General features: G+C 73.0%; 15 protein-coding genes and 1 riboswitch. Of the genes, 6 read left to right on the top strand and 9 right to left on the bottom strand.

Annotated features, from left to right (window positions below; genetic code table 11):
• Window positions 1-72 precede the first annotated feature (72 nt).
• Complete coding sequence (locus RT054_RS09960; protein ID WP_313023371.1) at window positions 73-837, bottom strand: FMN-binding negative transcriptional regulator; 765 nt, start codon at window positions 835-837, stop codon at window positions 73-75.
• 60 nt (window positions 838-897) lie between these two features.
• Between RT054_RS09960 and RT054_RS09955 the strand changes: the two genes are divergently transcribed.
• Both RT054_RS09955 and RT054_RS09950 read left to right on the top strand, forming a co-directional pair.
• Window positions 898-1713 carry a thioesterase family protein gene (locus RT054_RS09955; RefSeq protein WP_313023370.1) on the top strand — a complete coding sequence of 272 codons (816 nt, stop codon included), beginning with the start codon at window positions 898-900 and terminating at the stop codon, window positions 1711-1713.
• A 98-nt stretch (window positions 1714-1811) separates the two neighbouring features.
• On the top strand, window positions 1812-2657 hold the full coding sequence (locus RT054_RS09950; protein WP_312721113.1) for a PhzF family phenazine biosynthesis protein: 846 nt from the start codon (window positions 1812-1814) through the stop codon (window positions 2655-2657).
• 290 nt (window positions 2658-2947) lie between these two features.
• Here the strand turns inward: RT054_RS09950 and RT054_RS09945 are convergent, their stop codons facing one another.
• From RT054_RS09945 to RT054_RS09925, 5 genes are all read right to left on the bottom strand, one after another.
• On the bottom strand, window positions 2948-3409 hold the full coding sequence (locus RT054_RS09945; RefSeq protein WP_313023368.1) for an amino acid racemase: 462 nt from the start codon (window positions 3407-3409) through the stop codon (window positions 2948-2950).
• A gap of 100 nt (window positions 3410-3509) precedes the next feature.
• A complete protein-coding gene (locus tag RT054_RS09940; RefSeq protein WP_312721117.1) occupies window positions 3510-3923 on the bottom strand; it encodes a hypothetical protein in 414 nt (137 codons plus the stop codon).
• Between the two features lie 96 nt (window positions 3924-4019).
• Window positions 4020-4766 carry an energy-coupling factor transporter transmembrane component T gene (locus RT054_RS09935; RefSeq protein WP_313023367.1) on the bottom strand — a complete coding sequence of 249 codons (747 nt, stop codon included), beginning with the start codon at window positions 4764-4766 and terminating at the stop codon, window positions 4020-4022.
• The gene (locus RT054_RS09930; protein ID WP_313023366.1) at window positions 4763-6463 is read right to left on the bottom strand and encodes an ATP-binding cassette domain-containing protein; all 1701 of its coding nucleotides are present in this window, start codon (window positions 6461-6463) and stop codon (window positions 4763-4765) included. Before RT054_RS09930 ends, RT054_RS09935 begins: the two co-directional genes overlap by 4 nt.
• Window positions 6460-7113 (bottom strand): ECF transporter S component, encoded by a 654-nt coding sequence (locus RT054_RS09925; RefSeq protein ID WP_312721122.1) that lies wholly within the window; start codon window positions 7111-7113, stop codon window positions 6460-6462. The genes RT054_RS09930 and RT054_RS09925 overlap by 4 nt, the downstream gene beginning before the upstream one ends.
• 57 nt (window positions 7114-7170) lie before the next feature.
• Window positions 7171-7273: riboswitch (TPP riboswitch) on the bottom strand.
• A 183-nt stretch (window positions 7274-7456) separates the two neighbouring features.
• On the opposite strand from RT054_RS09925, the gene RT054_RS09920 reads away from it, so the two are divergent.
• The 3 genes from RT054_RS09920 (at window position 7457) to RT054_RS09910 (ending at window position 9150) form a co-directional block, all read left to right on the top strand.
• Window positions 7457-7735 carry a DUF4235 domain-containing protein gene (locus tag RT054_RS09920; RefSeq protein ID WP_313023364.1) on the top strand — a complete coding sequence of 93 codons (279 nt, stop codon included), beginning with the start codon at window positions 7457-7459 and terminating at the stop codon, window positions 7733-7735.
• 2 nt (window positions 7736-7737) lie between these two features.
• Complete coding sequence (locus RT054_RS09915) at window positions 7738-8304, top strand: gamma carbonic anhydrase family protein (protein WP_313023363.1); 567 nt, start codon at window positions 7738-7740, stop codon at window positions 8302-8304.
• A 138-nt stretch (window positions 8305-8442) separates the two neighbouring features.
• Complete coding sequence (locus RT054_RS09910) at window positions 8443-9150, top strand: peptidase E (RefSeq protein ID WP_312721125.1); 708 nt, start codon at window positions 8443-8445, stop codon at window positions 9148-9150.
• Between the two features lie 309 nt (window positions 9151-9459).
• Here RT054_RS09910 and RT054_RS09905 read toward each other — a convergent pair whose 3' ends face one another.
• From RT054_RS09905 to RT054_RS09895, 3 genes are read right to left on the bottom strand one after another with little or no spacing between them, the layout of a single operon-like run.
• Window positions 9460-11121, bottom strand: coding sequence for an ABC transporter permease (locus RT054_RS09905; RefSeq protein WP_313023362.1), 1662 nt, complete (start codon window positions 11119-11121; stop codon window positions 9460-9462).
• On the bottom strand, window positions 11118-11972 hold the full coding sequence (locus RT054_RS09900) for an ABC transporter permease (protein WP_313023361.1): 855 nt from the start codon (window positions 11970-11972) through the stop codon (window positions 11118-11120). Before RT054_RS09900 ends, RT054_RS09905 begins: the two co-directional genes overlap by 4 nt.
• Window positions 11911-12753 (bottom strand): ABC transporter ATP-binding protein, encoded by an 843-nt coding sequence (locus RT054_RS09895; protein WP_312722130.1) that lies wholly within the window; start codon window positions 12751-12753, stop codon window positions 11911-11913. Before RT054_RS09895 ends, RT054_RS09900 begins: the two co-directional genes overlap by 62 nt.
• 276 nt (window positions 12754-13029) lie before the next feature.
• Between RT054_RS09895 and RT054_RS09890 the strand changes: the two genes are divergently transcribed.
• Entirely contained in the window at window positions 13030-13824 is a 795-nt protein-coding gene (locus tag RT054_RS09890; protein WP_313023360.1) for a polysaccharide deacetylase family protein, read from the top strand.
• Window positions 13825-13996: the final 172 nt, after the last annotated feature.

Genomic DNA, 13996 nt, shown 5'->3' with positions numbered 1-13996 from the left:
CCTCGGGCCTCCGAGGCGCCGCAGGCACCTCCGATGGTGGTGTCGAGCCGGACGGCTGGGGCGTGGGCGCGCTCACCGGCGGTCCCGCAGGTCGGCGAGAAGATCATGACGGTGTTGCGCGGCGGGGAGGGAGACGTCGCGCTTGTAGGCGGCGAGTTGGGTGAGGCCGCGGGCCTCGAGGGCGGCGATCTCCCCGGCGACGTCGGCGGGCGTCTTGTTCTGGCTCATCTTCGCCTTGCCGACGAGTCGGCTGATCCGGAGTTCGACCCCGACGACGGCACGAAGCATCCGGTCGACGAAGTCCTGCGGTGCGTCGTCGACGGCCCACGTGGGGGCGGCGCCGGACGCCTGTCCCCGCGGGTCGCCGGCGGCCCAGTCCTCCTCGTGGCGGGTGGTGAGGGGACGCATCGAATCGAGGATCCAGGCGGGGTCGTCGTGGACGGTGAGCTCCCCGTGAACGTGGACGGTGACGTAGTCCCAGGTGGGCACGACCCGGCCGCCGTCATCGTGACTCGGGAGGTCGACGGGTGAGACGTAGTGGTCGCCGCCGTGGACGACGACGGTCGCCGGCCCGATGACCGGCCTGCGGACCTGGGGGTTGTTGCGGGCGAGGTGCCCGACGAGGCAGCCGAGTCCCCCGCCGACCTCGCCACCGCCCGCCTCCTCCGAGGCCGCCGCCCCCGGGCCGGGCACGTACTCCCACGGCAGGAAGGTCACGTCGGGTTCGGGCGTCCCGTCCTCGCCGGCATGGACGGTGACGAGGTCCCCGGCTCCCATGCGCGTGAGGATCCCGACGCACTCGGCGTCGGTGAGGGCGAAATGCGCAGGCACGTACACGGCACCAGCATGCCCGAGCCGCTGCGCCCGCCGGGACGGGTACGTTCGTAGGCTGCGGTCATGGACGCGACCAATCCGCTGGGGCTCGATGAGGAGTCCGGCAGCTACTACCGCCGCATCGACGACGACACGTACATGCCGACGCTGCATGCGCAGGGGGCGTGGCAGGCGCACGAGCAGCACATGGCGCCGGTGGCGGGTCTGATCGCCCACTGCATGGAGACGTTCAACGGCCGCGAGGACATGCAGCTCTCGCGCATCACGTTCGACATCCTCGGGATGATCCCCGCGGCGCCGAGTACGGTCGAGTGCCGCACGATCCGGCCCGGTCGCACGATCGAGCTCGACGAGGGCGTCCTGAGCGTGGACGGCAAGCCGGTCGTCCGGGCGCGGGGGTGGCGTCTGTCGAGGCAGGACACCACCGATGTCGCGGGGGGCTTCCCCGAGGCGTTGCCACCTCCGGACGCCCTCGAACCGTGGCGCGGATCGACCCTGTGGGGCGGGGGCTACATCCGGTCGTTGGAGTTCCGGCGCGACCCCGGTTCGGTACCGGGCGCAGGACGCCTGTGGCTCCGGTCGACGAAGACGCTCATCGAGGACACCGACGTGAGTGACATGGCCGCGTTCGTCGGCCTCGTCGACACGGCCAACGGCGTCGCGACCCGCGCCCACCCGGACGAGTGGATGTTCCCCAACCTCGACCTCACCATCCACCTGTGGCGTGCGCCCCTGGCCGGGTGGGCGGGTTTCGACACGACGGTGACGTTCGGGGAGAGTGGCGTCGGTCTCACCTCTTCGACCTTGCACGACATCCGCGGACCCCTCGGGCGGGCCGAGCAGATCCTCACCGTGCGGGAGGTGCCGCCCCGCGCGTGAGCAGCCGCGTCACGCAGGGCTGCCGGAATCCCGACTCCGTCCGCAGCCGGTCGGCGACATGTGCCACGTGAGGGCGCCCGGCCGCATAGGCTCGGAGAATGGACCTCAGCTATCGGATCATCAACGTGTTCGCCGCGGCGGACGTCCCGTTCTCCGGCAACGCCCTTTGCGTCTTCCCCGAGGCGGCCGACGCCGACGACGACCTCATGCAGCATCTCGCGCAGCAGGTGAACCTCGAGACCGTGTTCATCCGCGAGACCCGCGACGACGGCGCGAGCATCCGGGTCTTCTCCCCCGGCGGCGAGGGCCGTTTCGCCGGTAGCGCCACGCTCGGCGCGGCCCACGTGGTCGACCAGGTCCTCGGCAATCCCCGCAAGGCGCTGCACCTCACGGCCAAGACGGTCGACGACGTCACGGTGAGCCCGGTGGGCAAGGACAACTGGTCCATCAAGACCACGCACGCGGAGGTCCGTCACCTCAAGTCGACGCCGCAGATCCTCGCTTCGCTCGTCGGGCTGCGCCTGGAATCCATCCAGGGCGAGGTCATGGTCGTCGATTCGGGCCGGTCGGGCATCGTGCTCCCGGTCAAGACGGTCGAGGATGTCCGCAAGGCCCACCTGGACGCCCGGATGCTGCACTCCTACGCGATGCTCCTCAACACCGAGCCGCAGGTGTACGTCTGGGCCGACACCGAGGACGGCCAGATCGAGTCCCGCATGTTCTACGGCCCGCAGGGTGGTGTCATCGAGGTCGCGGCCACCGGTTCCGGCGCGGCGAACCTGGGTCACTGGATGGCGGAGAACGGTCGTTTCGGTCGCCGCCGCATCCACCAGGGCGCGGCGGTCGGTCGCCCCTCCTACCTCGACCTCGTCGTCGAGGAGAGCGGGGACGTGTACGTGGGTGGCCACGTCCACGAGATCGCGAGCGGCACCTTCACCGTCTGATCCGCCGGCGACGGAGGTCACGGCCCCGGGTTCCTCACGGACCGGGGCCGTTCGGCTGCCCGCGCGCGGATCACGTCGACACGATCCGGGAAGCCTCCTGCTGACTCGTGCCCGCTTGGAGGGAGTAGCCCACCTCATCGTCGTCATGACCGCCCCGGGCCGTCGCCGGTCACCTCGAGGACGTGACCCACTGGAGCCTGAAGACGATCGACCGCGCGCGCTACGCCCGCGGCGACAGGTCACCATGCGTATCGTCCGTCCCGCGGCGGAGGAATGCCGTCCGTCGCGGTTCAGGACCTGTCCTCGGTGGCGGCGAGAGCAGCCTCCACAGCGGCGTGTGCGTGGATGGTGGTGGTGGGATAGAGGGGGACCCCGGGCCCCTCTGCATCGTCCGGGCTGATGAGGAGCTCGATCTCGATACAGCCGAGGATGATCCCCTGGGCTCCCCGACGGACGAGTTCGTGAATCACCTCCACGAACCGGCGTCGGGAGCCCTCGCGGACGACGCCGTGGCACAGCTCGTCGTAGATGACTCGATGTACGTCTGCTCGACTGGGTGCGTCGGGGACCAGGACGGTCAGCCCATGGTTCTCGAGCCGGCCACGATAGAAGTCCTGTTCCATCGTGAATGCGGTCCCCAGGAGGCCGACCGTCGCGACACCATCACGCACGACTGCGTCAGCTGTGGCGTCGGCCAGGTGGAGCAAGGGAATCGTGCAGGCGCCCTCGATGGCGGGGGCAACCTTGTGCATGGTCGCCGTACCGCTTGACGAGATGGGTGAACGTCTTGCGACGCGGCTCGATGACCTGCGTCTTGAGCTCGTACTGCACGGTGCCTCCTTGGCAGTCGCCTCAGGCCGCGGCCTGGGATTCGAGGATGAGGAGCATGAGGAGATCGGGCAGCGCCTCGGGCCCGGAGAGTTCGCTCGGCTCGGAGCGGGCGATCCCGTCGCCGACGATCTGCCCGTAGGCGAGGTGGTCGGCGTACATGAGCGAGACGCGGGCGGCCCGACCTCGGTAGCGGATGTTGAACGCGAGTTCCTCGTGGCCGACCTCGTCGTCGAGGGACAGATGATCGGCCTCGGTCGAGATCACCGCGTTCGCCTCGCACACGAGCTGCTCGGCGTAACTGCGGATGGCGACCTGGCGGTCGGTGCCGGTGCCGATGTCCCACGCGCGGGCAGGTCGGAGATCGGGTGACGGCCACTCCTCCTCGTCCACGCGCTCGTCGAACGCCTCGGCCACTCGGAGCATGAACGGCGTCATCGCGTCCCCTCTCGCCTCGTTGCGGATGCCCGAGCCTGCGGCGCAGCGCGTGGCGTGCGCCACACGCGTTCCCCTCTCCGGAACGGGTGGGGGCGGTCAGCCGAGCGGGAGGGAGGCGCCCGGGAGGGCGAGATCCGCTGTGAGACCAGCGAGGTGGGGCAGGACGGCGAGGAGGCTGACCAGCACGACGAGGAGAGTGTCGGCACGGGTCCAGGGCGCGGGTTCGAGCCAGGTCCGGGTGACTCCGCGCGTCCCGGCCGAGTACCCCCGCGCCTCCATCGCGACGGTCATCCGCCCGGCTTGTCGGATGGCCTCGACGAGCAGCGAGAACGTCATCGCGCACACATGCCGGAGCCGGGAGATCGGCCCACGTCCGGGGCCGAGTCCCCGCGCGTGGCGGGCGCGGTCGAGCGTCACCCAGTCGTCGGTGAGGGTGTCGAGTCGCTGGAGCGCGGCGACGGTGGCGAGCACGGGCCGGGCGGGAAGCCGGAGCCGCTGCCCGAGGTGGTCCCCGAGGGTGAACGGGTCGAGGTAGGAGACGAACACGAGCCCGCCGACGACGAAGAACGCGACGCGCAGCCCGGCCACCGCGGCGACGGTGAGCGAGCGCGGGTCCGCGAGCAGCCAGTTGCTCCACGTGACGCCGGCCGTCGCGACCACCGCGGGCAGGAGCCGGATCAGCGGGAACCCGGTGCGGCCGACGAGGATGGCGAGGAGCACGACCTCGGCGACGAGCCCGATGAGGACCGGGGTGAGGTCGCCGATGAACAGGCCCCCGACGGTGAGGACGAACGAGGACGCGAGCAGCGACAACGGGCCGCACCGGGAGAGCAGGCCGATCACCGCGGCGCTCCCCGGGTCACGGGTGGACGGACGTCGCCGAGGGGGGCGGGCTCCCCACCCTCGCCCCGACGCCGGCCGGTGTCGCCGCTCTCGGCGTGACGGCGGTCGGTGCCCCGGGCGTCGTGGGCGCCATCGGCATCGAGGCCGTCCGGACGGGTCCCCGCGACGCCGGAGCGCACGCGACCACCCTCGAGGTGGGTGAGGGAGTCGGCGAAGGCGGTGAACTCGTCGTCGTGGGTGCTGACGAGGACGGCGGCGCCCGCGGCGCGGACGGCCGCGGCGAGGCCGACGACGGCGGCCCAGGTGTGTCGGTCCTGGCCGACGGTCGGCTCGTCGAGGGCGAGCACCGGCGCCCGGTGGAGGAGGGCCGAGGCGAGGGCGAGACGACGGGTCTGCCCCCCGGACAGGCTGGCAGGGTGCCGACGTTCGAGACCGCCGAGGCCGAGCAGATCGAGCAGACCCTCGGCGCGGCGGCGGGCGTCGGTCTCGTCGTCGCCGAGCGCGCGGGCGGTGGCGAGGAGGCAGTCGAGCGCCGTCGACCCGGTGAGGGCGAGAGAGGCCTGTTGCGGCACCCACGCGGCGCGGTCGGCGAACTCCCGGGAGGTCCACCGCGACGGCGCGGCCGCGGCCCCGTCGGCGAGGCTCGGGTCGGCGATGACCTCACCCGAGGTCGGCCGCTCCAACCCGACGGTGACCGAGACGAGCGAGGACTTGCCCGCCCCGCTCGCGCCCCGCAGCGCGGTGAGCTCGCCCGGGGGGACGCGCAGGTCCACGTCGGTGAGCGCGGCACGCGGCACCGGCGGACGCCGGTCGATCGCGAGACCCCGCCGCGGCCTGCGCACCAGCCCGACTCCGTGGACGTCCAGGCCGCCGGGTGGACGGCGGAGGTCGGCGAGCAGACTTCCGACCGCCAGCGGGGGCGGAGGCGCGGCGCCCGGCACCCACAGCCCGGCGGTGAGCAGGGCATCGCGCTGCTCGGCGAGCACCCGCGCGGGCGGACCGTCGGCGAGGATCCCGTCGGCGGTGAGGACGACGAGACGGTCGATCAGTCGATCCGCGGGGCCGCTCCCCGCCCCCAGCCACCGATCGAGGCGGTGCTCGACGACGACGAGGGTGCTCCGGCGGTCCTGCACCGCGCGGGCGACCGCGGCCCGCACGAGCGCGGCGGAGGCGTCGTCGAGCATCGAGGTCGGCTCGTCGAGCAGCAACGCGCCCGGACGCATCGCGAGCACCCCCGCGAGAGCGAGACGTTGGGCCTCACCCCCGGAGAGCGCGGTGCTGCGGTGGTCGACGCCGTAGGGGAACCCGACCGCGGCGAGCGCCTCGGCGACGCGGGTCCGGATCTCCGCCCGGGGCAGCCCGAGGTTCTCCGGCCCGAACGCGGTGTCCCGACCCACCCGACCGGCGACGAGCGCGTCGGCGGGGTCCTGCACGAGCAGGCCGACGCGTCCGTCCCCCGCACGCACGGGGTCACCGTCGACGAGCACCTGCCCCGCACGCTCGCCGGGGTCGATCTCCCCGAGCACCCCGGCGAGCGCCTGCAGCAACGTCGACTTGCCCGCCCCGCTCGCCCCGGCGAGCAGCACCCGCTCGCCGGGGTCGACGCGCAGATCGAGGTCGGCGAGCACCGGCGTCGCGCGCCCCAGCGGCGTCCATGAGAGACCCCGCGCCTCGACCGCGGCGGGTGCGGGCCTCACCGGTCGGCCGCGACGAGGTGTTCCTCCCCCGGGGGGAACGCGTCGACCGCGCCGGTCGCGGCGAGCGCCCGCACGAGCAGGTGGCCGCCGACTCCGGCGACGACCGCGCCGGAGATCACACCCGCGGCGAGGTAGACGAGCTTCCACGCCCAGCTGAACTCCGGCACGTAGACCCACCATTCGTAGACGACGATCTCGAGGACCGCGCCGAGCATGCCGCCGCACACGGCGGCGAGGAGGTCGAACCGGCGCCAGCGCCAGAACGCGACGGCGAGCTCGACACCGAGCGCCTGGAGGAACCCCGACACGAGCACCATCGCGGCCCACTGGTTGCCGAGCAACATCTCGACGGAGGCCGCGACCATCTCGCACAGCAGCGCCGCACCCGGGCGGCGCACGAGCAGCGCTCCCGCGACCGCTGGGAGGATCCAGACGCCGAGCATGAGTTCCCGCAGCGGCGGGAACACCGACAGCGCCACCTTGAGGGGCTCGTAGAGGAACGAGTCGAACCCCCAGAAGGCGACGCCGAGGGCGACGCCGAGAACGGCGAGGGTGACGATGTCGACCGCGCGCCAGGCGGTGGGTCCTCCGCGCGCCCCTCTGCGGCCCGGCCGCGTGTGGCCATGGAGATCGGCGATCTTCGTGTTCATGTGGTTCTCCCGTGACGATCCGATGTGTCGATCACCTCGGGGGCAGGCACGCGGACGTGCCATGAGAACTCGACTCCCTCCGCCGGTGTGAACCGGATCAGGTTCGAGGGTCTGCGGCGAACCGCACTCTCAGCGCCGGAGCGCTCCCCTGTCGATGTCCGGTCACTGTAACCGGCGCCTCCCCCGCCCGCAGCCCCCGGCGCCCGATGACCCGGGCGAGAGGGGTGGGCGGGGTGGGCCCGGTGGCGGCGACCGGCGTCCGGGGCGGACACGGGCCGACGGCCGCAGGACCCGCCGGGAGCCCCGATCGCCGTCGCGTCCACGGCCTGGCAGACTGCACCTCATGAGTGACAAGGTGTTCAAGATCGTGGGTACGGGCCTCGCCGTCGGCGCCGGCGTGCTGGCCAAGAAGGTGTCCGAAGGTGGCTGGAAGGCCGTCATGGCGAACGACCCGCCGGCCAACCCCGAGGACCCCGACACCACGCTGGCCGAGGCCATCGCCTGGGCCGCGCTCTCCGGCGCGCTCATCGCGCTCGCGCGCATGCTCGCGACCCGTCAGTGGACGCAGTACTACGCCAAGTCGACCGGACACAAGCCCGCGAACCCGAACGACGTCAGCTGATCGTGCGGGTCTCGCTCGAAGGGAACACGCCGAGCGTCGCTCCCCGCGCGTGGCTGGCGCCGACGGCGGTCGTCGTCGGCGCCGTGAGCGTGGAGGCGCAGGCCGGCCTGTGGTTCGGGGCGGTCGCGCGGGGCGACGGTGACGAGATCCGCATCGGCGCGCGCAGCAACGTCCAGGACAACGCGGTGCTGCACGCCGACCCGGGGTTCCCGTGCCGGCTCGGTGAGGACGTCACGGTCGGCCACTCGGCGGTGGTCCACGGCTGCACGGTGCAGGACCGGGTCATCGTCGGCATGGGCGCGACCGTCATGAACGGTGCCCGCATCGGCAGCGACTCGATCATCGCGGCAGGCACCCTCGTCTCCGAGGGGATGGAGATCCCGCCGCGGTCCCTCGTCATGGGCGTGCCGGGCAAGGTGCGCCGCGAGCTCACCGACGCCGAGCTCGAGAAGGTCGCCCGCAACGCGGCCGTGTACGTCGAGGCGGCGCGGCGCTATGCCGCCTCCGCCGAGGTGGTCGGCGAGGACTCGCCGGTCGACGACGACCTCGGCGGGTCACCCCGCCCCTGAATCGCGCCCGCGACACGCCGTCGGCGCATCGGTCGCGGTGGCTCCGGTCGTGGGGGTGAACGGCACGGTGGGAGAGGCCACATCGGCAGCTCGTCCCGCTCCCCACCGTGGCCAGGTGATCAGGGATACGGTCGTGACATGACCACTCACATCGTCGCGATGGGCGGTGGCGGGTTCTCCTCCTCGGAGGACTACCGGCCTACCAGCCTCGACCGGTACATCCTCTCCCTCACGGACGCGACCAACCCGTTGGTCTGCTTCGTGCCGACGGCCTCGGCGGACGACGGTCTCTACGTGTCGCGCTTCATCAACGCCTACAGCTCGCACGTGCGCACCTCGGTCCTCACGCTGTGGAGTGGGGCGGCCGACGCGATCGCCCGCATGGACGAGGTCGACGTGTTCCTCGTCGGCGGCGGCAACACCCTCAACATGCTCGCTCTCTGGAGCGCGCACGGCCTCGGCCAGCGGTTCCGCTCCTACGCGCAGGACTCCAGTCGTGACGTCGTGCTCGCGGGCGTGAGTGCGGGCGGCGCGGTATGGCACGAGGGCTGCACCACCGACTCCTACGGGTCGGGCATCAGCGCCCTCGCCCTCGGACTCGGGATCGTGCCCGGCAGCTTCTGCCCGCACTACGACTCCGAGGCCGACCGCGCGCCGCAGTACAAGGAGTTCATCGACACGAGCCAGCTCCCCAGCGGGTACGGCGTCGACGACGGCGCGGCGATCCACTACGTCGACGGAAAGCTCGAGGCCTGCGTGGCCGAGCGCGCCGGCGCCGGGGTCCACCGCCTCGAGCAGAACGAGAACGGTGTCCAGATCACCGATCTCGACACCCGCGTGCTCTGAGGCCCGTCTCGCACACGGCGCGCGGCACGCCACCCGCCGCCTTGCCCCCGACGGTGGGTGCGGGTGAGACCCCCGCGTCTCGAGCGCGACACAGGACGCCGCGACCGCCCGGTCACCCCGGGTGGTCGCGGCGTCCTGTGTCGTGGGGCCGGCCTGACCTGCGTGCCGGTGTGGCTGCGTGCCGGTGTTCCTGTGTTCCTGTGTCCCTGTGTCCCTGCGTGCCTGCGTCATCCGCCCGTGACAACGGCTCGCCGAGTCACCGGGGAAGGCGACGGGAGCCCCGTCTCGCGTCCCCACCCCCGCGCCTCGTCACTCCCCTGCGAGCGCGGCGGCGGGCGCGACGAGGGCGGCGTGGCGGGCCGGCAGGACCGAGGCGAGGAGCCCGGCCACGATCGCGACGGCGGCGACGAGGGCGATGCGTGCCCACGGGACGACGAGCGGGACGCCGTCGTCGGCGATGTCGGCGAACAGCGTCGCGATCCCCGCCCAGCCGTACCCGATCCCCATCGCCACCCCGAGGACGACCGCGACCGCGGAGAGCACGGCCGCCTCGACGGCGAGCATCCCGCGCAACTGCCTCCCGGTCAGCCCCAGGGCGCGCAGCAGTGCGGATTCGCGGGTGCGTTCGATGACCGAGAGCCCGAGCGTGTTGCCCACGCCGACGAGGGCGATGAGCACGGCCACGGCCAGGAGGGCGATGGTGACGAGGAGGACGGCGTCGACGGCGCGGTCGAGTTCGGCCCGGGCGGCGGCGGGGCTGGAGACCTGGAGACCTCCCTCGTCGGCGGCGGCACGGTTGAGCGCGTTCGACACCTCGTCGGGGTCGGCGTCGTCGGCCATGCGCAGCCACACCACGGCCCGGCCCTGTCGGCCCGAGACGTCGGAGACCGGCGCCACCGGCGCGCCGACCTTGGCGACACGCGCGGTGGCACGTCCCCAGGGCACCGTCACGGCCCCGCCGTCGACGACACCGGCGTTCGCGGCCGTGGTCGGGTCGAGGAGCACGACGCCGGGCGCGAGACCCTCGACGAGGCGGGGTGCCCGCAGCACGTCGCGCACCTCGGGGTCGACGAGGGACATCGCGACGACGGTCTCCTCCCGGCCGCGGATGGTCGCCTCGGGGATCTCGTGGATCACCGTCGTCGCCTCGATGCCGGGCACGGTGCGCAACCGTTCCACCTGGGCGGCCGTGACCCCCTCACCCGTGGCGGAGGACACGACGGCGTCGACGGGGACCTGACCGGAGATCTCCTCGTCGGACACCGTGCGGGCGATCGTCGCCCCCACGGTCATCATCGTGATGAGCGTGACGCCGATGAGGAGCGCCGACGTCGTCGCCGCAGCGCGCCGGGGGTTGCGGCGCGCGTTCTCGACGGCGAGGGCCCCGGGGGCGCCGACGCTCACCCGGGCGAGTCCCCGCACGGCGCCGACGAGCAGGGGCACGAGGACGGGCCCGAGGGCGAGGACGCCCGCGAAGGAGAGGAATCCGCCCGCGATGCCGCCGGTGAGGTCCCCCTGCGACACGCCCCACCCCAGGAGGCCGACGCCGGCGCCGACGCCGAGAACGCCGAGGACGACCCGCACGACGCGGACCCGACCGGTGGGCGGCGTCTCGGGGCGCAGAGCGGCGAGCGGGGAGGTGCGGGTCGCCCGTACCGCCGGCAGCAGCGCGGCGAGCACGGTGAGCACGATCCCTACGCCGAACGGAGCGAGCAGGGCGACCGGGGACACGACGAGGCCGTCGACGGGCAGCACGTCGGCCAGGTACCGGTCGGCGGCGAACACCCCGAGCTCTCCCAGCCCCACCGCGAGGACGAGGCCGGCGAGCGGGGCGAGCGCGCCGAGGATCACGGCCTCGGCGAGCACGGAGCGCACGATCTGACCCCGTCCCGCCCCGACGCAGCGCAGCAACGCGAGTTGCCGCTGCCGCTGCGCGAGGAGGATCGTGAACGTGTTGGCGACGATGATCATGCAGGTGAAGAGGGCGACGGCCGCGAACCCGACGAGGACCTGGTGAGCAGGTCGTGCCCGCCGGCGAGCTGCTGCACGCGGTGGTCGACCTCCTCGGCGCCGGTGCGGACCGAGGGACCGGGGTCGATCGCGGCGGCGAGCGCATCGCGGAGCTGCTCCGGCGAGGTGCCCGGCGTGCCGACGACGCGAAGCTCGAGGTAGGAGGTCTTGCCGGCGAGGCGGCTCATCGTCGCGTTCGTCGCCACTCCCGCGGGCATCGACGTGGGGAACGTCGTGTCACCGCTGGGTTCGACGACCCCCACGACCCGCAGCACGACGGGTTCCGCCGCCGCGCCCGGCGGCCCCGACTCCGCAGGCACCGACACCGTCCCGCCCACGTCGACACTCAGCGCGGCGAGGGCGTTCTCCGTGAGCGCGATCTCGCCGTCCGTCCGAGGCGCCCGGCCCTGCGGATAGCTGCCGCGGCCCTGTGTCGGAGCCGTGGCCAGACCGACGACCGTGTTGCCGCCGGAGATGATCGTCCTCGACTGCACGGCCTCGACCGCCGCGACCCCGGTGGTGCGTCGAACCGTCTGCTCCTGGGCCGGGGTGATCTCCCCCGAGTCGTCGCTGACGACGGCGGTGTAGTCGCCGATACTGCCCGCGACCTGCGTGCGCAGCCCGGCGGCGAGGGTGTCCGACAGCAGGAGGGTGACGGCGAGGAACATCACGCCGAGTCCGACGGCCAGACCCGCGGACAGCAGCCGGCGCCCCTGGCCGCGGAGTCCGGCTCGGAGGAGGGCCCGCACGTCACGCCCCCAATCCGCGGAGGGCGTCGAGGACGCCGTCGCGGTCGGGATGGTCGAGGTCACCGGCGAGACGGCCGTCGGCGAGGAGCACGACCCGGTCGGCGTATGCGGCGGCCGAGGGGTCGTGGGTGACCATGACGATCGACTGGCCGTACTCGCGGGCGGAGCGCTGCAGGAACGCGAGGAGTTCGGCGCCGGTGACCGAGTCCAGTGCGCCGGTCGGTTCGTCGGCGAACACGACGTCGGGGCGGGTGACGAGAGCACGGGCGACCGCGACTCGTTGCTGCTGACCACCCGAGAGCTCACCGGGACGGTGGGTGAGGCGGTCGCGCAGGCCGAGCACGTCGACGATCTCGTCGTACCACCTCGCGTCGGGGCGTTGTCCCGCGAGCTGCAGCGGCAGCAGGATGTTGTCGGCCGCGCTGAGCGTCGGCAACAGGTTGAAGGACTGGAAGACGAATCCCACCCGGGTGCGCCGGATCTTCGTCAACGCGGAGTCGCCGAGGCCGGTGAGTTCGGTGTCGCCGAGCCAGACCCGACCGGACGTCGGGGTGTCGAGGCCGGCGAGCAGGTGCATGAGCGTCGACTTGCCGGAGCCCGAGGGGCCCATGATCGCGGTGAACCGTCCCCGCCCGAGGGCGAGATCGACGCCGTCGAGCGCGCGGACCGCCGCGTCCTTCGCGCCGTACTCCCGCACGAGTCCCTCGGTGCGGCAGGCGACGCCCTCGCCCGGCACCCCCGATCCGCCCTCGCGCGCCGCCCCCGGCGTGGTCGTCGTGGTCGTCGTGGTCGTCGTGGTCGCCGGCACGGGCCGCGCCGGCCCTGCAGTGTTCGCGCTGCTCATCGTTCTCCTGTCGTCGACCATCCACGTTAGGGAGGGGGAGGATGCGCGGGGATCACTCCGAGGTCTCCTCCCCGATACGACCTGGGTCGTAGGGACGGGCGACGACGTGCTCCCGTGGGACCGGGACGCGAGGCCGGAATCACGCCCCGGAACGCTTGGGTCGAGGCCCTCCCCTGCCGATAGACAGCGGACGACCCCTCTCGTCGGTGTTCACGCATGTCCTGGCGACGGGGGCCCGGCGGGAGAGCCTCGCCGTGGTGAGGCCGAGGAGAACGAATGTCGCGGGCGGGTTCCATGGGGATGGTCGGGCTCGGCCTGGTGGGGGCCGCGCTCGTGTTCGCCGCACCGCTGACGGAGTGGGCGGTCGCCGCGAGCGCCCCGGACCCGAGCCCTGCGACCACGGCGACGGCTGCGACGCACCCCGGTGATCCGGCCTCGGCGAACGGTTCGGGTGCGGTGGCGCCGACCCCTGCACGCGAGACGTGGACGGTCGTCGCGTCCGACCCCACGAGGGCGGCGCCCACGGCGCGGGACGTGCCGCCCACACCGTCGAGCGCCGCCACCCCCCGGGCGGGTGCGACGACCCCCGCGACCTCGACCGGTGCCCCCCTGCCCTCCCGCGAGAAGGTCGCCTACCTCACCTTCGACGACGGCCCGAACCCGGCGCACACCCCGGCGGTGCTGCGGATCCTCGACGCCTACGGCGCGAAGGCCACGTTCTTCATGGTCGGCGAGGAGGCCACGCGCTTCCCGGCGCTCGTGCGGGCGGTCAGGGACTCCGGGCATGCGATCGGCAACCACAGCTACACCCACCCATGGCTCTCCTCACTCCCCGAGCACAAGGCCTACGACGAGGTGGCCAGGACGAACGCGGCGATCGGCGGGCGGGTCACGTGCCTGCGACCGCCGGGTGGCCTGGAGGGGGGCCCCGTCAAGGCGGTGGCCCGCAAGCTCGGGCTGACGATCCACCAGTGGACCGTCGACACCCATGACTGGAGAGCCCCGGCGCCCCGGCGATCGTCGAGAACGGCCTCACGCCGCCCGACGGGGGTGGCGCCGAGCCGCTCGTGATCCTTCTCCACGACGGGGCGGCGACCGCGGTCAGACCGTCGCCGCCCTGCCCCAGGTGCTCGCGAAGCTCAGCGCCCGGGGCTACACCTTCGCGTCCCTCCCCACCTGCACCGCCCCCTGAGCCCTGATCCACCGTCCGGATTCTGTGCTTCGGCTCGGGGGTGAATTTTGC

This window comes from Mobilicoccus sp. (assembly GCF_032060985.1).
Taxonomy (GTDB): domain Bacteria; phylum Actinomycetota; class Actinomycetes; order Actinomycetales; family Dermatophilaceae; genus Mobilicoccus.
This window is presented reverse-complemented; position numbering and strand designations above follow the sequence as displayed.